A 21,251-nucleotide genomic window follows, 5' to 3' on the forward strand; every position below is an offset into this window, starting at 1 on the left:
AGGCTTGAGCGAAGCATCGTAGTCAATCAGGGCGCGGGTGATGCCGTGGCGCGATGCGCCGGCTTGACCGGATTCGCCACCGCCGTGCACGTTGATCATGATGTCGAAAGTTTCGGCATGGTTGGTCAACATGAGGGGTTGCTTGGCGATCATGATCGAAGTCTCGCGGCCGAAGTAGGCTTGGATGTCCTTGCCATTGACCGTGATCTTGCCAGTGCCTTTTTTCAGAAACACGCGGGCGACGCTGGATTTGCGACGGCCGGTGCCATTGTTCCATTCACCAATCATCTCAAGGCTCCTTAGATGTCCAGCACTTTAGGCTGTTGGGCGGTGTGTGGGTGCTCTGCGCCGCCATACACCTTGAGTTTCTTGATCATGGCGTAACCGAGTGGGCCCTTGGGCAGCATGCCCTTGACAGCCTTCTCGAGTGCGCGGCCAGGGTGCTTGGCTTGCATGTCGCGGAAGTTGGTGGCAGTGATGCCGCCTGGATAGCCGGAATGGCGGTAGTAAATCTTATCGATCGTCTTGGTGCCAGTCACTTTGAGCTGGGCAGCATTGATGATGACGATGTAGTCACCTGTGTCGACGTGAGGCGTGTAAATGGCCTTGTGTTTGCCGCGCAAACGGAGAGCAACTTCGCTGGCTACTCGTCCGAGGACCTTGTCGGTCGCGTCAATCACAAACCACTCGTGCACGACCTCAGCGGGTTTGGCGCTGAAAGTAGTTGTCATGAGTTTTCTCTTTGAAGAAAGGTTTGTCGGGCCCTTTTCCACGGTCGGTGTTCCTCTGTTGGGAACCTCTTAGGTGGGAGATTGCTTGAACCTTTTCAGGTTTGGGCGTCTTCGCCGCGGGGCCACAAAATCGCTGCGAAGCCCTCCATTATACGAAAAATCAAGGACTTGCGGAAGTTATTGGTTACCATCAAGCCATGTTCAGTTACCGACACGCTTTCCACGCGGGCAACCATGCCGATGTGCTCAAACACATCACTTTGCTCGCCACCATGCGCCACCTCATGCAAAAAGAGGCCGGCATCACCCTCATTGACACCCACGCCGGAGCCGGGTTGTACCGTTTGGACGGTGATTACGCCCAAAAAGGAGGCGAAGCCGAAGACGGCTTGTTCAAATTATTGGCTGCTGCCGAAAAAATCGATGTCTTGCCCGAACCCGTGCAAGATTATTTGGCGCAAATTGCCAGCTTCAACCCCAACGGACAAGCCAAGATCTACCCTGGCTCGCCGTTTTTGATGCACAAACTGATGCGCCATGCCTCGCGTGATCGCCTGCGTTTGTTTGAATTGCACCCCACCGACAGCAAGTCCCTGACCTCCAACATTGCGCAACTCGAGGCAGGTCGCACCATCACTGTCAGCCGTGAAGACGGTTTTGAGGCGCTCAAAAAGCTGCTTCCACCGCCACCATCGGCCAGCGGATCCAAGCGGGCCATGGTGTTGATCGACCCGAGCTACGAAATCAAGTCCGATTACAGCAAGGTCGCCAGCGTCATTCAGGAATACCTCAAGCGCTTTTCGACTGGTACTTATCTGGTCTGGTACCCGATCATCCCGCGCCCCGAGGCGCATGACTTGCCCAAACGCCTGCGCACCTTGTCCAACCAGGCTCAAAAGCCTTGGCTCAACGCCACGCTGGCCATTGGCCGGGGACCCGGCGATGAAGGCGGTTTGGTGGCCAGTGGCATGTTTGTCATCAACCCGCCCTTCACGCTCAAAGACCAAATTCGCAAAGCACTGGACATAGTGGGCCCCGCTTTGGCGCGTGGTTCTGGCAAAAACTGGGCTGTAGAGTCGTCTTGAACGGCGTGAGGCCTGCTGATCTGCCAGCTTGCATGGGGTTTGAGCTTGAAAACGCGGCGTCAGGGAAAGACCTGACCACGCCGCGCTCAAATTAACCGACCGATCGGTCGGTTAATGGGTATACTGGCAACTGCGCCGCGATCATCCCATCCTGTTTGGCGCAGGAGTCACGCCATGTACACCCAATCTTTCAGCGTCCCGGATTCATCCGAGGACGTCAAGTCGGCCGGTCTGAAGGCCGTGCCCAAAGCCCTGAGCACCCAAGACGCCGCACTTCAAGCCGCTTTTGACGCCCGCATCGACAATGACGGCCGCATCGAACCCCGCGAGTGGATGCCAGAGGCCTACCGCAAGACCCTGGTGCGCCAGATCAGCCAGCATGCACACAGCGAAATCGTGGGCATGCTGCCCGAAGGCAACTGGATCAGCCGCGCCCCGAGTTTGAAGCGCAAAACGATTTTGATCGCCAAAGTTCAAGACGAAGCCGGCCACGGTCTTTACCTCTACAGCGCCGCCGAAACCTTGGGCACCAGCCGAGACCAAATGCTGGACGCACTGCACAGCGGCAAGGCCAAGTACAGCTCCATCTTCAACTACCCCACACTCAACTGGGCTGATGTGGGCGTGGTCGGCTGGCTGGTCGATGGCGCGGCCATCATGAACCAAGTGCCCCTGTGCCGCTGCTCGTATGGCCCCTATGCCCGTGCCATGGTGCGTGTGTGCAAAGAAGAATCCTTTCATCAGCGCCAGGGCTACGAAGCCTTGTTGGTGATGATGCAAGGCACCGCAGAACAAAAAGCCATGGTGCAGGACGCCGTGAACCGCTGGTGGTGGAAGTGCCTGGCCATGTTCGGGCCGCCGGACGCCGACAGCCCCAACAGCGCGCAAGGCATGCGCTGGGGCATCAAGCGCATCAGCAACGACGACCTGCGCCAGAAGTTTGTGGACGCCACCGTGCCGCAAGCCAAAGTCTTGGGCGTGACCTTGCCCGACCCCGATCTGAAGTGGAACGAAGCCCGTCAAGCCCATGACTATGGTCAGATCGACTGGGACGAGTTCTGGGCCACCGTGAACGGCAATGGCCCTTGCAACAAGGAGCGCCTGGGCGCCCGCGTCAAGGCCTGGAACGACGGCGCCTGGGTGCGCGAAGCTGCGCTTGCCCACGCCCGTAAACAACAAGCACGCCAATTGAAGGAGGCTGCATGAGCTCCGCCGCATTGAAAGAATGGCCCCTGTGGGAAGTTTTTGTCCGCAGCAAACAAGGCCTGGAGCACAAGCACTGTGGCAGCCTGCACGCATCTGATTCAGCGCACGCCCTGCAAATGGCGCGCGATGTGTACACCCGGCGCCAAGAAGGCGTGAGCATCTGGGTCGTCCCCTCGGCCAGCATTTCGGCCAGCGAGCCGAATGACAAATCCGAGTTTTTTGATCCAGCCAGCGACAAGGTGTACCGCCACCCGACCTTCTACGCGATCCCCGACGAAGTCGGCCACATGTGAGCGTGCAGATGAATGCCCCCGCTGAATATCTTTTGCACCTCGCAGACAACGCGTTGATCCTTGGCCAGCGCAATGCCGAATGGTGCGGTCATGGACCCATCCTTGAAGAAGACATCGCGCTGTCCAACAACAGCCTCGATCTGATCGGCCAGGCCCGCATGCTCTACCAGCACGCAGCGGCTTTGCAAGGCGGTGGTGCCACTGAAGACACGCTGGCGTACTTCCGTGATGTGCCCGACTTCAGGAACTACACGCTGTGCGAATTGCCCCATATGCCTTTGATGGCGGCCACGTCTGTGGGCGACCGCGACTTTGCCACCACCATCATGCGCAACTTTTTGTACAGCAGCCTGATGGTGCTGGTGTGGGACCAACTGCAAAACTCGCAGGACACACAGCTGGCAGCGATCGCTGCGAAGTCGCTCAAAGAAGTGCGTTACCACCTGCGCCACTCGCGCGACTGGTTGGTGCGGTTGGGAGATGGCACCGACGCGTCCAATGCCAAAGCGCAAGCGGCGCTCGACCAATTGCTGCCCTACACCCAAGAGTTTTGGAGCCACAGCGCGCACGAATCAGCGGCACTGGCCAATGGCACAGGCACCGACCTGGCCACTTTGCGCAACGACTGGAACCAGATCGTGGACGAGGCACTGCAAGAAGCCACTCTGCAACGCCCCGCCGATGGCGGCTTTGTGCCCACGGGCAAACAAGGCATCCATTCCGAGCACCTGGGTTTCGTGTTGGCTGAAATGCAAAGCCTCGCACGCGCCCACCCGCAAGCCACCTGGTAATCAGCCCCCATGGCCTCGTCTGCTTCGCCCACCTCTGCGTCCGAACACACCGCCGATGTGCGTCACGCCTGGGCACTGCTGGAGCAACTGACCGACCCGGAAATTCCGGTCGTCTCCTTGCGCGAACTGGGCATATTGCGCGAGGTCCGACAAGGCGCAGAGGGTTTGGAAGTGATCATCACGCCCACTTACAGCGGTTGCCCGGCCATGGGCGCGATCGAGGACGACGTGAAAGCCCTGCTACAAGCCCACGGCTTGCAAGGCGGAGTGGTCACGCAACTGGCCCCGGCTTGGACGACCGACTGGATGACCGACACGGCCAAAGAAAAACTGCGTGCTTACGGCATTGCCCCACCACATGCCTGCGCCAACACGCCCTCGGGCGCGGCCAATGTGGTGCAGTTTGCCTCGCGCAGCGCCAAACCTGAGGTGGTCAACTGCCCACAATGCGGCTCAGCCAACACCACCGAAACTTCCCATTTCGGCTCGACCGCCTGCAAGGCCCTTTACAGGTGCCTGGCTTGCATGGAGCCCTTCGATTACTTCAAACCTTACTGAGTCGCCACAAGCTGCCTCAACGTCACGCCATGTCCGCATCCCGATTTCATGACCTCCCCATCGCACGCGTCAACCCCGAAGCGGCCGGTGCGGTGGCGATCACGCTGAACGTACCCGCCGATCTGCGCAGCAGCTTCGACTTCCAGCCCGGCCAGTTCTTGACCTTGCGCGCCGACATCGATGGTGCCGATGTGCGCCGCAGTTACTCCATCAGTTCGGCCCGCAGCCAATTGCAAAAACATGGCCTGCTCGAAGTAGGCATTCGCCCGGTCGAAGGTGGTGTTTTCTCCAACTGGGCGGCGACTCAACTGAAGGCTGGCAACACCCTGCGTGTGATGCCACCGGACGGTCGCTTTGTGGTGCAACGCCCCCGCGCCATTCACCGTGTGGGCTTTGCAGCAGGCTCGGGCATCACGCCCATCTTGTCCATCTTGTCGAGCACGCTCGAAGACCAGCCCGACAGCAAGTTCACCCTGGTCTATGGCAACCGCCGCATGGACAGCGTGATGTTCAACGAAGCGCTGCAAGACCTGAAAGACCGCTACCCCTCGCGCCTGACGTTGATCCACATCCTCTCGCGCCAAGCACAAGAAGTCCCCCTGCTCGAAGGGCGGATCGACGGCGTCAAGGTGCAGGCGATCATCGATGCCTTCTTGCCCGTAGGGAGCATGGACGAGGTGTTCGTATGCGGCCCAGAAGCCATGATCGAAGCCACCGAACAAGCCCTGCTGACCGCTGGCGTCAAAGCCGAGCGGATTCGCACCGAGCGCTTCAGCTCACCCACGCTGGATGCTCTGGCCCCCGAAGTCCGCGCAAAGGCCGTGCTGGGCCACCCTGCCACGCGCGAACAAGGCGAAGTGCAGCTCACCGTGGTGCTGGACGGCAAGCCTTACAACATGCCCATGAACCGCAACGAGAAGATTCTCGACATCGCTTTGACGCTGGGTCTGGACCTGCCGTATTCGTGCAAAGCAGGCGTCTGCTGCACCTGCCGATGCAAGGTCATGGAAGGCACAACCGTGATGGAGAAGAACTTCACACTCGAAAAACCCGAAGTCGAACAAGGCTTCATCCTATCGTGCCAAGCACGCCCCACCAGCCAGCGCGTGGTCATCAGTTTTGACGAGCGCTGAAAAAACGCCCGTTCACTCGCCCGACTGCTGCATCGCCCACATGTTGGCGTAGCGGCCTTGGATAGCCAGCAACTCGGCATGGTTACCGCGCTCAATGATCTGCCCGGCTTCCATCACCAAAATTTCATGCGCATCCACCACCGTGGACAAGCGGTGCGCGATCACCAGCGTGGTCTTGTTTTGCGCCACATTGGCCAACTCAGATTGAATCGCGCGCTCGTTGGCCGAGTCCAGAGCCGACGTAGCTTCGTCAAATACCAAAATTGGCGGGTCTTTGAGCAAGGTACGGGCAATCGCCACGCGTTGCTTTTCACCGCCTGAAAGCTTCAAGCCCCTCTCACCCACCGAAGTCTGGTAACCCTTGGGTGTAGAGGCGATGAAGTCATGGATGCGAGCTGACCGCGCAGCGCCCTCGATCTCAACCTGGCTGGCACCCGTGCGGCCATAAGCGATGTTGTAGGCCACACTGTCGTTGAACAACACCGTGTCCTGCGGCACGATGCCCAAAGCGCCGCGCACACTCGACTGCGTGACCTGACGAATGTCTTGCCCTGCAATCCGAATAAAGCCCTGCTGCACATCGTAAAAGCGAAACATCAAACGCGCCAAGGTGGACTTGCCCGAACCCGAAGGCCCGACCACCGCCACCGTTTTGCCAGCGGGAATCGTGAAACTGATGTCTTTGAGGATCGGGCGATCGCGCTCGTAAGCAAAAGAAACGCGGTCAAACACCACATCGGGCGCACCCTGCAAAACCAGCGCTGCTGCACCGGGCGCATCAGCCACTTCACGCTCGCGGTCCATCAGCACAAACATTTTGTCCAGATCGGTCAGGCTTTGCTTGATCTCGCGGTACAGCACACCCAAAAAGTTGAGCGGAATGTAGAGTTGGATCATGAAAGCGTTCACCATGACCAAATCACCCAAGGTCATGCGCCCAGCCACCACACCCTCGGTGGCCCGCCACAGCATGGTCACCAAGGCGGCGGCAATGATGAGCTGCTGGCCGGTGTTGAGAACTGACAAGGTGGTTTGAGACTTGAGCCGTGCCACTCGCAAACGCTCCAAACTTTCGTCGTAACGGCCGGCCTCAAAACGCTCGTTGCCAAAGTACTTGACGGTCTCATAGTTCAACAGCGAATCGATAGCGCGGGTGTGGGCAGCCGAATCGAATTCATTGGCTTGCTTGCGAAACTGAGTGCGCCATTCGGTGACATAAACCGTGAAGAAGATGTACAAAACCAATGCCGCAAAAGTGATGCTTGCAAACCAAGCGTCGAACTTCACCGCCAAAATCGTCAACACCAAGGCCACCTCCAACAAGGTGGGAATGACGCTGTACAGCGAGTAAGAAATCAGCGACTCAATGCCGCGCACACCGCGCTCGATGTCCCGCGTCATGCCGCCCGTCTGCCGCGCCAAATGAAAGCGCAAACTCAAGGCATGCAGGTGCTCGAAGGTTTGCAACGCAATGCTGCGCGAAGCCCCTTGCGTGGCTTTGGCAAACACCAACTCGCGCAACTCAGTGAAAGCCGAGGTCATCAAACGCAAAGCACCATAACCCAACAAGAGCGCAACCGGCACCGCTAACACCGCGCTCGGATCACTGGGCTTGATGCTCATGGCGTCCACCAATTCCTTGAGCAGCAGGGGCACGCTCACATTGGCCAACTTGGCGCACACCATGAGGCCAAGCGCGATCACCACGCGCCATTTGTATTGCCACAAATAGGGCCAAAGACGCGACAGGGTTTTCCAATCGCTCTTGGCTACCTGTGGAGACTGGGTGCCAGATGGCGTGTGGGCGTGTGGGCCAGGGGATGCTGCAGGGGAAGAGGTTTCGCCGTGTGGGCGCATAAGACACAATCCAGTTCAACGTCAACCATTAACGAACACCGATTGTGCCCATGTCTGAACCCCAACGCCCCGACACTGTGTCTTTGCCCACTGACCAAGAGTTGGTGCTCAAAGTCATCCCCATGCCTGCTGACTGCAACGCCAGTGGCGACATTTTTGGCGGCTGGGTCATGGCCCAGGTCGACTTGGCCGGGGCTGTCTTGCCTGCGCGCCGTGTGCGCGGCCGCATGGTGACCGTGGCGGTGAACGAATTCATCTTCAAACAGGCCGTCAAGGTGGGCGACATCCTGTCGTTTTTCTCGCGCATCGTGCGCGTGGGCCGCACCTCGGTCACCGTCAAGGTGGAGGTCTTTGCCGAACGGTTTCAGTTGCAGGGCCAATACATCAAGGTCACCGAAGCAAACTTGACCTATGTGGCTGTGGACGACCAAGGCAAGCCCAGGCCTGTGCCAATCGAGTGATGGGGCAGTTGTTTTGGCGGTTAGGCGCTCAAGAGACGATGTAAGCCGCAGCGCCTGTCGACATCAAAGTCCCATCGGGTCCGTAAAACTCCATGCGGGATGACCCTACACGCGAGCCCACGCGCAAGGCGTTGGCGGTGATGGTGAAGTGCTCGCCAATGCCAGGGCGCAGGTAGTCCACCCGCAAGTCGATGGTGCCCAGCTTGGCAAAGCGCGCAAGGCGCTTTTCCGGAGCTTCGTCCATGTGCTTGGCGGCCATCGCAGCCATAACGGCAGCACTGCCAATGGCGTCCAAGACAGCGCTGATGACGCCACCGTGAATACGGTTGTAAGCATAGTGTCCCACCAGCTCAGGACGCATATCAATGCGTGCCTCAACCCCTTCGGGTGTGACTTGCACCAGCTTCAGACCAAGCGTTTTGTTGAATACAATTTTTTCTTCATGGATCAGGCGAAAACCTTCGATGTACTCGGGTTCCAGGACGATGGGGGAGGCAGTGCAATGGGGCATGGCTTGATTCTATTGAAAGCGCAACCCAGTCCCGGTCACACCCGCGCCAGCACCGGCCCCAGCGCCACGCCCGTGTGCGTACCCAAGATCACCAGCGCCTCGGGCGTCATGGCCGCCACGATGCGGCCACCGGCGTTGCCGCCTTCGGGCCCCAGGTCAATCACCCAGTCGGCTTCGGCGATCACATCCAAGTCGTGCTCGATCACGATCACGCTGTGGCCTGCATTCACCAATCGGTGCAACACGCTGATCAGCTTGTCCACATCGGCCATGTGCAGGCCCACAGTGGGTTCGTCCAGCACATACAGCGTGTGCGGCGCCTTGTTGCCGCGCTTGCCCACTTCGTCTCGCACCTTGGTGAGCTCGGTCACCAACTTGATGCGCTGCGCCTCGCCACCGCTCAGGGTGGGTGAAGGCTGACCCAAAGTGAGGTAACCCAGGCCCACGTCTTTGAGCAACTGCAGCGGGTGGGCGATGCTGGGCATGCTGGCAAAAAAGTCAACCGCCTCATCCACTTCCATCTGCAACACATCGCCAATGCTCTTACCGCGCCAAGTGACAGCCAGCGTTTCTGGGTTGAAACGGGCACCTCGGCAGGTTTCGCAAGGCACTTTCACATCGGGCAAAAAACTCATCTCGATGGTGCGCATACCCTGGCCTTCGCAGCTGGGGCAGCGGCCTTCGCCGGTATTGAAGCTGAAGCGACCGGCTGCGTAGCCACGCGCCTTGGCTTCCAGCGTTTCGGCAAACAGTTTGCGGATCGTGTCCCAAAAGCCAATGTACGTGGCCGGGCATGAACGTGGGGTTTTGCCAATCGGCGTTTGGTCGACTTCAAGCACGCGGTCAATCGTCTCAAAGCCTTGCACATCGCTGCACGCGGTCAAAGCCACGCGTTGGCCTGCGTCTTGCGCGGTGCGTCCAGCAAAAGTAGAGCGTTGGCTGACCAGTGCCTGCACATTGGCCAGCAACACGTCGCGGGCCAAGGTGGATTTGCCGGAGCCACTGACGCCCGTGACGGCCACCAAGCGCTTGAGTGGGACCTGCACATCGACCTGGCGCAGGTTGTGCAAATTGGCGCCTGTCAGGGTGAGCCATTGCAGGGGAGCCGCCGCAGCTTCCACAGCTTCTGCGTGGGGCGGTGGCGTGGGTGCCGATTTTGGCGTACCCCCGCCATATGAGGCGACCGCGCCGCCGCCCCGCGCAGAAGCACCCACCACCCGACGCATCTGCATCGGATGCTTCATCGCATGCAACAAATACCGCCCAGTCTGTGAATCGGCAGAAGCCGTGATATCGGCCACCGACCCCTCAGCCACCAAGCGGCCACCACGCTTGCCCGCGCTCGGCCCAATGTCGATGATGTGGTCGGCGCGGCGGATCGTGTCTTCGTCGTGCTCCACCACCACCAGCGTGTTGCCTTTGTCGCCCAACTTGTGCAAGGCATTGAGCAAGATCTGGTTGTCGCGGGCGTGCAAACCGATGGTGGGCTCGTCTAAAACGTAGCAGACGCCCTGCAAGTTGCTGCCGAGTTGGGCGGCCAAGCGGATGCGCTGCGCCTCGCCACCCGACAAGGTGGGCGCGCCCCGGTCCAGCGTGAGGTAACCCAAACCCACTTCTTCCAAAAATTCCAAACGGCTTTTGATTTCTGGCACCAGATCCCGGGCGATGTCGGCATCGCGGCCCGTGAGCTGCAGTTTGTCCACCCAATGCCGCACATCGGTGACGGACAAACTGGCGATGTCGGTGATGCGCCAGCCTTGTCCCGGAGCCGAGCCCAAGCGCACAGAGCGGGCCGTGGCGTTCAGGCGGGTACCTTCGCAGCTGGGGCAAGCCACGTTGGCCAAGTCTTCGATTTCGGGTTCGGCAAAGGTTTGTTCGCGGCCCTTGTTTTTGTCGTCCTGCACCGAGTCGTCAAATACTTGGCGTTCGTCTTTGCTGAGCTTGACACCCGTGCCCACGCAATCGGGGCACCAGCCGTGTTTGCTGTTGTAGGAGAACAAGCGCGGGTCGAGCTCGGCATACGAGGTGGCACAGGCCGGGCAAGCCCGCAGGGTCGAGAAAACGCGGTGCTGACCGATGCGGGCGGTGGACTCGCCGCTGAACATGGCTTCGCGCAGACCGTCCAGGTCGCTCAACACATGCACCACGCCTTTGCCATGTTCCAGTGTTTTGGTCAGGGCCTGACGGAGCGCAGTTTCGTTGGTGGGCAGCACATCCAAACTGGCCACAGGCAGTTCGATGTTGTGCTCTTTGAATCGATCGATGCGCGGAAAACCTTGCGTGGGTAAAAAATCGCCATCGACGCGCAAATGGGTGTAACCACGCGGTCGCGCCCAGTCGGCCAGCTCTGTGTAAACGCCTTTGCGGTTGGTGACCAAAGGCGCCAACAAGCCAATGTGCTCGCCGCGGAATTGCGTCATCAGCTGCGCGACGATGCTGTCGGGCGTTTGCGGCTGCACGGGAGTGTTGTCGTGCACGCAATGCTGAATGCCCAGCTTGACGTAGAGCAGGCGCAAGAAATGCCAAACCTCGGTGGTCGTGCCCACCGTGGATTTGCGACCACCGCGCGACAAGCGCTGCTCAATCGCCACAGTGGGCGGGATGCCGTACACCGCATCCACCTCGGGGCGGCCTGCAGGCTGCACGATGCTGCGGGCATAGGCGTTCAAACTTTCCAAATAGCGGCGCTGGCCTTCGTTGAACAGGATGTCAAAAGCCAACGTGGATTTGCCGGAACCGCTCACGCCGGTCACGACGTTGAACTTGCCACGTGGAATGTCCACGCTCAGGTTTTTGAGGTTGTGCTCTTTGGCGTTGACGATCTGGATGTTGTTGTTGAGCACAGGGGTACGCCGAGTAACCGGAGCAACGGAGGTGGCACCCTCCCGACTGCGAACGCTGGCCAGCGAGGCTGCGGTGTCAGAGGGTGACGATTTGGGCGTACCCCCGCCGTATGAGGAACCCGCTGACACCGCAGCCTCGCCCCCACCCACGTACACATCCGCACTAGACCGCTCAGCCACCCCAAACACCTCACCCATAGAAGCTGCGTACTCGCGCAACGCCAGCCCCGTGTGCGATGTGGCGTGTTGGCGAACGTCCTCTGGCGTGCCCTCGGCCACGACCAAGCCCCCGGCATACCCGCCTTCTGGGCCCAAGTCGATCAGCCAATCGCTGGCCCGGATCACATCCAGGTTGTGCTCGATGACGATGAGCGAATGCCCGGCTTCGAGCAGCTTACGCAAGGCCCGCATGAGCTTGGCGATGTCGTCAAAATGCAGGCCGGTGGTCGGCTCGTCAAACAAAAACAGCGTGCCCTTGCGCGCCAGGCTCTGGCGGCTCTTGGACGCGCTCTTGGCGGCCTCGGCCAAAAATCCTGCAAGCTTCAGGCGCTGCGCCTCACCGCCCGACAGCGTGGGCACAGGTTGGCCCAAGCGCACATATTCCAGCCCCACATCGACGATGGGTTGCAGGGCACGTATGACTTCGCGGTCTTGGGCGAACAAAGCCGCAGCCTCGCTCACGGTGAGCTGCAAAATATCGGCCACATTGAGGTGGCGTAACGCGCCGCCGATGGCCTGGCGCTCGACGGTGATCTCCAGAATTTCAGGACGGTAACGCTTGCCGTCACAATCGGGGCAGCGCAAGTACACGTCGCTCAAAAATTGCATCTCCACATGCTCAAAGCCCGAGCCGCCACAAGTGGGGCATCGCCCGTCGCCGCCGTTGAAGCTGAACTTGCTGGCGGTGTAGCCGCGCTGGCGTGACAGCGGCACGGTCGCAAAAATCTCGCGGATCGCATCCCACGCGCCCACATAGCTCACGGGGTTGGAACGCGCGGTTTTGCCAATCGGCGACTGGTCCACAAACACCATATCACTCAAGTGGTCTGCACCCAACAATCGGTCGTGTGCACCAGGGGTTTCGGTGGCTTTTCCAAAGTGACGCATCAGCGCTGGGGCCAACACGTCCTGGATCAAACTCGACTTGCCCGAGCCGCTCACACCCGTGATGGTGACCAGGCGCTGCAGCGGAAAGTCCACGCTGATGTTTTGCAGGTTGTGTTCGCGTGCGCCTTCCAGAATCAAACGCGGCGTGCTGTCAGACACCATGCGCTTGAAGCCCAGGCCCACTTGTTTGCGTCCACCCAGATATGCGCCTGTGAGTGTGTCGGCCTTGCGCAGGTCGGCGGTGGTGCCGTCAAACACAATTTGCCCGCCGCGCTCGCCAGGGCCAGGGCCCATGTCGATCATGCGGTCGGCCGCCATCATCACGGCCGGGTCGTGCTCGACCACGACCAGGGTGTTGCCCGCATCGCGCAGGCGGTGCATGGCCAAGGTGATGCGGTGCATGTCACGCGGGTGCAGGCCGATGCTGGGCTCGTCCAGCACGAACAAGGTGTTGACCAAGCTGGTGCCCAGGGCGGTGGTGAGGTTGATGCGCTGCACTTCACCGCCGCTCAAGGTGCGGCTTTGGCGGTCAAGGGTGAGGTAGCCAATGCCCACGTCGCACAGGTATTTGAGGCGGGTGGTGATTTCTTCGAGCAGCAGTTGCAGGGCTTTTTGTTCGGCGCTTTTGCCTTGTCCTGGTTCTTCTTTTGCGGCCCCTACGGCTTCGGCCGGGGATGGGCTGGGTGACGATTTTGGCGTACCCCCGCCGTATGAGGAGCCCAGCCCATCCCCGGCCGGAGCCTCCCCTGCTGCAAGGGAGGCATGCCCAGAAGCCGACAAGCGGTCAAAAAACAAACGCAAACGATCGAGCGGCATGATCATCATGTCGTGCAGGCTCAAACCCGGCAGCGCCTCCAATTGCGCCCGCGACCACTTCACGCCTGCGGGCATGAACCGCTTTTCCACCGGCAAAACCCCATCGGCATCCGAATGACTGCCAATGCGCCACAACAAACTCTCGGTCTTTAAACGGGCACCTTGGCAGGTCGGGCACTCTGTGTAACTGCGGTACTTGGACAAGAGCACGCGGATGTGCATCTTGTAGGCCTTGCTCTCTAAGTACTCAAAAAAGCGCTTCACGCCATACCACTGGTGGTTCCAGCGGCCCTTCCACTCGGGTGAACCATTGATCACCCAGTCTTGCTGGGCTTTCGTCAACTTGTCCCATGGCGTGTCCCGTGGAATGCCGGCCGCCTCGGCATGGCGCATCAGGTCGTCCTGGTTTTCTTGCCAAGCCGGCGTTTGCAGCGTCTTGATGGCCCCGGCCCGCAGCGTGAGCTTGGGGTTGGGAATGACCAAGCCGTAGTCGACGCCGATCACCCGCCCAAAACCCCGGCAGGTCTCGCACGCACCCACCGCCGAGTTGAAAGAAAACATCGACGGGATCGGGTCGGTGTAACGCTGGTCGCTGTCGGGGCAATGCAGGCCGGTGGAAAAGCGCCAGATGTCGAAGGCGGTCTCGGAAGGAGAAAAATTGGGATCTGACCCCAATTTCTCCACATACACATTCAGGCGGCCGCCTCGTTTCAAGGCCACTTCGATGGCTTCGACCACGCGGGCTTTTTCGGCATTGCCAATGCGAAAGCGATCGGCAATCACGTCCAGCACTTTGCGCGGGCCGGTGGGTGTGGCCACTTCGCGCTCGGCCTGCACTTTGGTGAAGCCACTGGCCGACAGCCATTGCTCGATCTGCTCGGCACTGGTGTTCGCTGGCAACTCCACCGGGAAGGTCAGGTACAAACGCGGGTCACCCGCCTGCGCGGCACGCTGGGCCAATTCGGCGTAAATCGTGTCGGGGTTGTCGTGGCGCACCGGCTGCGCCGTGTCTTTGTCAAACAACTGACCCAATCGGGCGAACAACAACTTGAGGTGGTCGTTCAGCTCGGTCATGGTGCCCACGGTAGAGCGCGAACTGCGCACCGGGTTGGTCTGGTCGATCGCAATCGCCGGGGGCACGCCTTCGACCTTGTCCACCGCCGGTTTGTCCATGCGGTCCAAAAACTGGCGCGCATAGGCGCTGAAGGTCTCTACATAGCGGCGCTGGCCCTCTGCGTACAGCGTGTCGAACACCAGGCTCGACTTGCCGGAGCCACTCGGACCGGTGACCACTGTGAGTTCACCCGTTCGGATGTCGAGGTCGAGGTTTTTGAGGTTGTGCTGACGGGCACCACGGATGCGGATGAGACCTTGGGACATGCTGGGCTTTGTGGGGTGGAGGCCAAACATTCTAGGGCCGCGCCCCAGGCACCTTGGACAAGTCAAGTTTGTCCCTTTTTCTTGACCGGGATCATGAAAACCAACGACTTTTCAGCCGCTCAAACCTGGCGGATGCCAGAATGAAAAAACCTTTCTCACCACGAAAGGACGGGGCCAGAACATGTCCATTGTGAGCACCGATCACGCTGCAGCACCCAACGCCATCGCCTTGCCCGATTCAGCCCATCGACTCGCTGAAAACGCAAGCTTGTTGGGCATGCCATTGCAAGCCTTGGTTCAGCGCAACCCCATCACATTGCCATTGAATGCCAGCGTGCTCGAAGTGGCCCGCACCCTGCGCTGGATGGGCATGGTGACCGCCTCCGACCTGATGCGCCAGCCAAGCACATCTCCGCTTGACTTAGCGCGTAACATCCACCGACAAACCACGCTCGAGGGTCTGGTGGGCATCGGTCAACAGGTCAAGGCCTTGCAAAACGATTTGAGTGCCGCCAACACCAGCGCCTTTCATACCGGTCACATCATCACAGCCATCACCGATGCTTTGACCTGTCGCTTGATTGCACTGACCGAGGCAGAACTGGGCCCGCCACCCGTGCCCTATGTCTGGGTGGCGGCTGGGTCTCAAGGGCGCTGCGAGCAAACCGCCAAGTCAGACCAAGACAACTGCATGGTTCTGGACGACGCGTATGAGCCCCTCTTGCATGGCAACTACTTCAAGACCTTGGCTCGCCGGGTTTGCGACGGCTTGGCGGCCTGTGGCTACATCCACTGCCCGGGTGAGATGATGGCCATGACCGACACATGGCGACAACCCCTGCATGTTTGGCGTCGGTATTTTCAACGCTGGACAGAAAACCCTGAGCCCAAGGCTTTGATGCTGATCACGGTCTTTTTTGATCTGCGGGCGGTTCACGGCCAGCTCGAATTGCTTCAGGCATTGCGCCAAGACGTGCTGGCGCATACGCCCCAGAAAAGCCTGTTTTTGGCGCATGTGGTGAACAACGCACAAAAGCAACGCCCGCCACTCAACTTGTTTGGCCAAATCGCCAGCAGCCACAGCGGCGCGCACGCGGGGACGGTCGATCTGAAAAACCATGCGATCACTCCCATCGTGGACCTGGCCCGCATTTGCGCATTAGAGGGCGGATTGCTCGAAGTCAACACCCAAGATCGCATCGAAAAAGCATCAAAAATGGGCGAGTTGTCTGAGCCCAGTGCGCGCGACTTGCGGGACGCATTTGAATTCGTGTCCCGCTTGCGCATCGCCCATCAAACCCATTGCATGCAGCGCGGCCTAGAGCCTGACAACCACCTGCATTTGCAGGAACTGTCGAATTTCGAACGCGATCACTTGCGCGACGCGTTTTCGGTCATTCAGTCCCTGCAAGATGTCTGGGCCCAGCGCTACCCCTCGGGCTTGCTTTGAAACTTTGGGCGCTCTGCGGCGCTTGCCATGCACCCGCTTTGCATGCAAGGGTAAACACTGAATATCGGTGTGGCGCTGCGCCAACAAACGCCATGGGTTTTTGCGTATCCTTGCGCATGCCTGAAATTCACACGCCATCGGCTGCGCTGAAAAAACGTCAAAACCGTTTGAAGTGGACCTTGTTGTCCATTTGGCTTTTGACCAGTTTTGGGCCTGGTTTTTTTGCACGCGACTTGGCCATCGACATCCACGGTTGGCCTCTTTATTTTTGGATGGCTGCACAAGGCTCTTTGCTGATTTTCATGGCCATCGTGGTGCTTTATGCGTGGCTCATGAACCGCTGGGAAGCCGAAGAAGTGGCCCAACTCAGCACGAGCAACCATCGTCCTTCTCTCGAAAACGCTCACGAACCCGACTGATTGCGCGTTCAGCGCATCCCCCACACCAGGCCCGTGTGAAGCGCGTGCCATCTTCTGCAGCATTCGAGCGGCCTCCAACACACTCTCGCCCATTGATCTGGGTCAAAACAAGATGTGAACGGCATCGCTATGGTTCAGCCTGAATACGCGCATGCTCTGGATTCACCCACAAGCCAATCAAGCGTCAACCGCCCAAATTTAAGTGTTTACCCTAGTATGTGCGGCATCTTATAGCCGATGCAATTCCCAAGTAAGTTAACAAGCCTAAATTTATAAGGTAATTGTTTGGGGACCCCAAAAGTGCGCCCATCAGTACACGCTTTACCTAAACCGTCGGGCTTTGAAACCCGACAACCATCAAGGAAACGACATGTCAACAACAGATCAGTCAACCAACGTGCGGGAACGCTCCCGTCCGATGACGCCGGAGGAGAAGAAGGTCATCATGGCTTCTTCAGCCGGCACCATTTTTGAGTGGTACGACTTTTACCTTTACGGCGCACTGGCCGCCATCATTGGTGCGCAATTCTTCACCGCCTTTCCAGAAAACACCCGCAACGTTTTTGCCTTGCTGGCTTTTGCCGCAGGCTTCATCGTGCGCCCCTTCGGCGCGCTGGTGTTCGGCATGTTGGGCGACATGATTGGTCGTAAATACACGTTTTTGATGACCATCGTCATCATGGGCGTCTCCACATTCTTGGTCGGTGTGCTGCCCAACTACGAAAGCTGGGGCGTTGCTGCGCCCATCATCCTGATTCTTTTGCGCATGGCACAAGGTCTGGCCCTGGGCGGTGAATACGGTGGTGCGGCCATCTATGTGGCCGAACACGCGCCTGCCAATCAGCGCGGCTACTTCACGGCGTTCATTCAGACCACGGCCACTTTGGGCCTGCTGCTCTCGCTGATCGTCATTTTGTCGGTGCAAGGCTATGTCAACGGCAACTACCCCGATGTGCCCTTGTTGAAAGACGGCGTGGCCGTGCTCATGGCCGATGGCAACCCCACCATGGTCAAGGCATTCAATGCATGGGGCTGGCGCGTTCCTTTCATTGGCTCCATCTTCTTGCTGGCGATTTCGCTGTACATCCGCTTGCAGATGAACGAAAGCCCGGCTTTCAAGAAAATGAAAGAAGAAGGCCGCACCTCCAAGGCGCCTTTGAGCGAAGCTTTTGGCAACTGGAAAAACGGCAAGATCGCCCTGATCGCTCTGCTGGGTTTGGTGGCCGGTCAGGCTGTGGTTTGGTACACCGGCCAGTTCTACGCCTTGTTCTTCATGCAAAACGTCATCAAGATCGACAGCTTCACGGCCAACGTCATGGTGGCTTGGTCGCTGATCTTGGGTACAGGCGGCTTCTTGTTCTTCGGCTCTTTGTCGGACCGCATCGGTCGCAAGCCGATCATCTTGGCCGGCTGCGCGCTGGCTGCTGCGACCTTCTTGCCCGTGTTCAACTTTTTGACTGAAACGGCCAACCCCGCCATTTACAAAGCGCATCAGACGCCGGTTTCTGTGAAAGTGTTTGCTGAAGATTGCTCTTTCCAGTTTAACCCCACGGGCACTGTGAAATTCACGTCGTCTTGCGACATTGCCAAAGCTCAACTGGCACGTTCTTCGGTGAACTACACTACCGAAGAAGGCGCAGCGCCTGGCACACTGGCCATCGTGAAGGTAGGCGAAACAGCCATCGAGTCTTATGACGCAGGCAAGCTGACTGGCGACGATCTGAAAAAGGCCAAGGCCGCTTTCGACAGCAGCCTGAACGCAGCCCTCAAGCAAGCGGGTTACCCCCTGGTGCCTGCTGACAACAAAACCATTGCCAAGGCCAGCAGTTTTGTGGACATCTTCACAGCTCAGAAGATGACCATCATTGTGATCTTGACCTACTTGGTCTTGCTCGTGACGATGGTGTATGGTCCCATCGCCGCCATGTTGGTTGAAATGTTCCCCACCCGCATCCGTTACTCCGGTCTGTCTTTGCCTTACCACATCGGCAACGGCTGGTTCGGTGGTTTGATGCCGGCCACAGCGTTTGCGATCTCTGCGCAAACCGGCAACATCTACTCCGGCCTCTGGTATGCCATCGTGATTGCGGTCATGACCGTGGTCATCGGTACGCTGTTTGTGCCAGGCGGCACGCACAAGAAGGACATCTTCGCCGGCGACCACGACGCGCGATAAATCCAAGCCCAACCCGACTCGGTCTTACAAAAGGCTGAGCTCGGGTAGCACGGCTGCGTTGCCCCTGACAAGGCAACGGGCCGGTTGGCTTCTTCCAAATCGGGTTGGTCCAGCCCAGCCCGATTTGCAAGGCGCAGACCATGGCAAACTTCATGCTCGCTTCACGCCAAAGGAAATGTCACCGTGATTGAACTGGTCCTCTCGCAATTGAGCGACGTGTTTCGCATCGGTCTGATCATGGCCTTGGTGGTCACCATGTACAGAACCTCTTCAGTGACAGGTCGGGTCTTGCCCTTGATCGCGGGCGTGGTGTTCGTGGCTGTGATCGTGCCGAGCACCCTGTCTGGCAGCACGGAAACACTCAGCCAAGAAATCGCCGCAGGCCTGATCTCCAACCTGATCATTCTGGTCCCCGTGCTGGTGCTGGCGCGATGGATCACACACCTGCGCCGCTGACGCTGCACGTCTGCCCGCCATCCCATGTGGGCTTCATGGCTGCCAACAGAGCGGGCCTCCACCTGTGTTTGCGTTCTGAAATGACGCAATTCGCCTAAGTGTTTTCCCTCAAACCTCCATCGCCAAGGCTGTAAGCCTTCGGACAGTAATTTGTCAGGCCTTTGTCAGCTTGGCCTTTTCCCCGAGTGACGCCATCTAAAAAGCGTAAAAAAATAAGGTTTTGAAGTGGCGGCCGTTAGGTTTTGACTCTGCGTCGCTGGGTTTGGACGATTGCAAGCTTGCCCATAGAATCCAAAAAAACTTATCGGGTCACCCCATCAATGGAACCTTATGCTGCTTGCCGTCGTCATTGCCAAGAGTCTGATTGAACTTTCTTTGATGTTCATCATTGGGCGTTTCTTGCTGGGACTGCTGGCGGGCGCCAAACGCGATACCAATGTTTTTTACCAACTGCTCGACGTGGCCTCCAAACCTGCGCTTTGGATCACCCGCAAGATCAGCCCCAAATTGATCCTCGACCAACACATCCCCTTGGCCACCAGCAGCTGGTTGCTCATCGCTTGGGTTGTGGTGGTGCAGTGGAAGATCGAACTCTGCCTCGAAATGGGTATCGCAGCATGTCAGTGAAAACCCAACTCTCTCCCGCCAACCCCGGCACCTCCAATCGAGGCAGGTGCTTTTGGCTGCGTCTTCAAGCCAAGGCGCTGTTGGTCGTGGGCATGCGCAGCAGAGCCCACGAGGTGTTTCAAGACATCCTAGACCTCAACCCACACGATGTTTTGGCCCTCAACAGCCTTGGTTTCAATGAATTGAACGATCGGCGCTTGGTGCAGGCTTTGGGCTTTTTTGAGCGTGCCTTGGCGCTCACCCCGACCAATGCCAATGCGCACTTCAACGTGGGTTTTGTCTGCGAAGAGTTGGGGCGCAGCCAGGAAGCAGAACAAGCCTTCAGGGCCGCCCTCCAAATTGACGAAAAAATGGACCGTGCTTGGTATGGCCTGGGATTGGTGCTGGTGCGTCAACAACGGTTTGCCGAGTCTTTGGTGGCCTTTGAGCGCAACACCAAATTGCAATCGATGAGCCCCTATGCGTGGTACCAAATGGCCCGGGTGCACATGGAGATGCATGAACCCGAAAAGGCGCTGGAAGTCATGCGCCACTTGAACAGTTTCGAGCCCAAGGTCGCCGCACAACTCGAGCGTGAGACTGGGCTCAAGTTGAACACACTCATGTGAGTCCCTGCCCTCTGATTTGGGGCAAGAAATTCAAATGTGACAGTCGGTAGTTTGATTTTTTAACGAGAAGGAGATGACGATGCAGCTCACTGCAAGGCACCAGGAATACTGGGGCAAAAACTTAAGGATCACGGGGCTCTTGCTGGCCCTGTGGTTCTTTGTCACGTTCGTACTTTTGTACTTTTCGCGTGATTTGACGTTCAGCTTTTTTGGCTGGCCATTTTCGTTTTGGGTCGCTGCCCAGGGCGCGCTGATCGTCTATTGCCTGATCATTTGGTATTACGCACGCTACATGAACAACCTTGACAAGGAATATGGCGTGGCAGAAGGAGAAGAGTCATGAGCGTATTTGACGGAGTGGGGCAAACCCAAAGCCAGTTTCAGAAGTCTCTGAACAAAGTTTTCTTGTTTTACGGCGGTGGCTTCGCAGCCTTCGTCATCGTGCTCGCCATCCTTGAGCAAATGGGCATGCCCAAAGAGTACATCGGTTACGCCTTCCTGGCCGCCACCGTGCTCTTGTACGGCGGCATTGGTGTGATCAGCCGCACCAACGATGCGGCCGAATACTACGTCGCCGGTCGCCGTGTGCCCGCCATCTACAACGGCATGGCCACAGGCTCTGACTGGATGTCGGCGGCTTCCTTCATCGGTATGGCCGGTACGCTGTACCTGACAGGTTACGGCGGTTTGGCCTTCATCTTGGGCTGGACTGGCGGTTACTGTTTGGTGGCCTTGTTCTTGGC

The 21,251-nt window shown here is 58.6% G+C and carries 19 protein-coding genes and 1 pseudogene; 15 read left to right on the forward strand and 5 right to left on the reverse strand.

Going from position 1 to position 21,251, the window contains the following annotated elements; genetic code table 11:
* Together rpsI and rplM are read right to left on the reverse strand one after the other, a co-directional pair.
* Positions 1-288, reverse strand: a 288-nt coding sequence (gene rpsI, locus Q1M54_RS15785; RefSeq protein ID WP_300559260.1) for a 30S ribosomal protein S9, incomplete at its 3' end; no start/stop codon positions are given.
* An 11-nt stretch (positions 289-299) separates the two neighbouring features.
* Entirely contained in the window at positions 300-731 is a 432-nt protein-coding gene (rplM, locus tag Q1M54_RS15790; protein WP_019426471.1) for a 50S ribosomal protein L13, read from the reverse strand.
* 197 nt (positions 732-928) lie between these two features.
* Here rplM and rlmJ point away from each other — a divergent pair, with 197 nt between their 5' ends.
* The 6 genes from rlmJ to Q1M54_RS15820 all read left to right on the forward strand — a co-directional run bounded on the left by rlmJ (position 929) and on the right by Q1M54_RS15820 (position 5,797).
* A complete protein-coding gene (gene rlmJ, locus Q1M54_RS15795; RefSeq protein WP_300559264.1) occupies positions 929-1,816 on the forward strand; it encodes a 23S rRNA (adenine(2030)-N(6))-methyltransferase RlmJ in 888 nt (295 codons plus the stop codon).
* Positions 1,817-1,990: 174 nt separating this feature from the next.
* Entirely contained in the window at positions 1,991-3,022 is a 1,032-nt protein-coding gene (gene paaA, locus Q1M54_RS15800) for a 1,2-phenylacetyl-CoA epoxidase subunit PaaA (RefSeq protein ID WP_300559266.1), read from the forward strand.
* Entirely contained in the window at positions 3,019-3,315 is a 297-nt protein-coding gene (gene paaB, locus Q1M54_RS15805) for a 1,2-phenylacetyl-CoA epoxidase subunit PaaB (protein ID WP_300559269.1), read from the forward strand. The genes paaA and paaB overlap by 4 nt, the downstream gene beginning before the upstream one ends.
* A gap of 8 nt (positions 3,316-3,323) precedes the next feature.
* Complete coding sequence (paaC, locus tag Q1M54_RS15810) at positions 3,324-4,106, forward strand: 1,2-phenylacetyl-CoA epoxidase subunit PaaC (protein WP_300559272.1); 783 nt, start codon at positions 3,324-3,326, stop codon at positions 4,104-4,106.
* A 9-nt stretch (positions 4,107-4,115) separates the two neighbouring features.
* Complete coding sequence (paaD, locus tag Q1M54_RS15815) at positions 4,116-4,664, forward strand: 1,2-phenylacetyl-CoA epoxidase subunit PaaD (protein WP_300559275.1); 549 nt, start codon at positions 4,116-4,118, stop codon at positions 4,662-4,664.
* A gap of 29 nt (positions 4,665-4,693) precedes the next feature.
* Entirely contained in the window at positions 4,694-5,797 is a 1,104-nt protein-coding gene (locus Q1M54_RS15820) for a 2Fe-2S iron-sulfur cluster-binding protein (RefSeq protein ID WP_300559278.1), read from the forward strand.
* A gap of 12 nt (positions 5,798-5,809) precedes the next feature.
* Here Q1M54_RS15820 and Q1M54_RS15825 read toward each other — a convergent pair whose 3' ends face one another.
* Positions 5,810-7,654, reverse strand: coding sequence for an ABC transporter ATP-binding protein/permease (locus Q1M54_RS15825; RefSeq protein WP_300559281.1), 1,845 nt, complete (start codon positions 7,652-7,654; stop codon positions 5,810-5,812).
* 50 nt (positions 7,655-7,704) lie between these two features.
* Here Q1M54_RS15825 and Q1M54_RS15830 point away from each other — a divergent pair, with 50 nt between their 5' ends.
* On the forward strand, positions 7,705-8,115 hold the full coding sequence (locus Q1M54_RS15830; protein ID WP_300559283.1) for an acyl-CoA thioesterase: 411 nt from the start codon (positions 7,705-7,707) through the stop codon (positions 8,113-8,115).
* A 28-nt stretch (positions 8,116-8,143) separates the two neighbouring features.
* Here the strand turns inward: Q1M54_RS15830 and Q1M54_RS15835 are convergent, their stop codons facing one another.
* Positions 8,144-8,626, reverse strand: coding sequence for a thioesterase family protein (locus Q1M54_RS15835; protein ID WP_300559286.1), 483 nt, complete (start codon positions 8,624-8,626; stop codon positions 8,144-8,146).
* Between the two features lie 35 nt (positions 8,627-8,661).
* Complete coding sequence (uvrA, locus tag Q1M54_RS15840; RefSeq protein WP_300559289.1) at positions 8,662-14,772, reverse strand: excinuclease ABC subunit UvrA; 6,111 nt, start codon at positions 14,770-14,772, stop codon at positions 8,662-8,664.
* 181 nt (positions 14,773-14,953) lie between these two features.
* On the opposite strand from uvrA, the gene Q1M54_RS15845 reads away from it, so the two are divergent.
* The 8 genes and pseudogenes from Q1M54_RS15845 to Q1M54_RS15880 form a co-directional block, all read left to right on the forward strand.
* Positions 14,954-16,222, forward strand: a complete 1,269-nt coding sequence (locus Q1M54_RS15845) for a DUF294 nucleotidyltransferase-like domain-containing protein (RefSeq protein WP_300559292.1) — start codon at positions 14,954-14,956, stop codon at positions 16,220-16,222.
* A gap of 92 nt (positions 16,223-16,314) precedes the next feature.
* Positions 16,315-16,641, forward strand: coding sequence for a DUF4212 domain-containing protein (locus Q1M54_RS15850; protein ID WP_300559295.1), 327 nt, complete (start codon positions 16,315-16,317; stop codon positions 16,639-16,641).
* Positions 16,642-17,011: 370 nt separating this feature from the next.
* On the forward strand, positions 17,012-18,817 hold the full coding sequence (locus Q1M54_RS15855) for an MFS transporter (RefSeq protein ID WP_300559298.1): 1,806 nt from the start codon (positions 17,012-17,014) through the stop codon (positions 18,815-18,817).
* 183 nt (positions 18,818-19,000) lie between these two features.
* Positions 19,001-19,273, forward strand: coding sequence for a hypothetical protein (locus tag Q1M54_RS15860; protein WP_300559300.1), 273 nt, complete (start codon positions 19,001-19,003; stop codon positions 19,271-19,273).
* 330 nt (positions 19,274-19,603) lie between these two features.
* The gene (locus tag Q1M54_RS15865; protein WP_300559302.1) at positions 19,604-19,900 is read left to right on the forward strand and encodes a hypothetical protein; all 297 of its coding nucleotides are present in this window, start codon (positions 19,604-19,606) and stop codon (positions 19,898-19,900) included.
* Entirely contained in the window at positions 19,891-20,508 is a 618-nt protein-coding gene (locus Q1M54_RS15870) for a tetratricopeptide repeat protein (protein ID WP_300559305.1), read from the forward strand. The genes Q1M54_RS15865 and Q1M54_RS15870 overlap by 10 nt, the downstream gene beginning before the upstream one ends.
* A gap of 79 nt (positions 20,509-20,587) precedes the next feature.
* The gene (locus Q1M54_RS15875; RefSeq protein ID WP_300559308.1) at positions 20,588-20,851 is read left to right on the forward strand and encodes a DUF4212 domain-containing protein; all 264 of its coding nucleotides are present in this window, start codon (positions 20,588-20,590) and stop codon (positions 20,849-20,851) included.
* Positions 20,848-21,251, forward strand: a pseudogene (locus Q1M54_RS15880) (cation acetate symporter); the annotation flags it as partial. The gene Q1M54_RS15875 and the pseudogene Q1M54_RS15880, both read left to right, overlap by 4 nt.

Origin of the sequence: Limnohabitans sp. Rim8 (assembly GCF_943326455.1) — a bacterium.
Lineage (GTDB): Bacteria > Pseudomonadota > Gammaproteobacteria > Burkholderiales > Burkholderiaceae_C > Limnohabitans_A.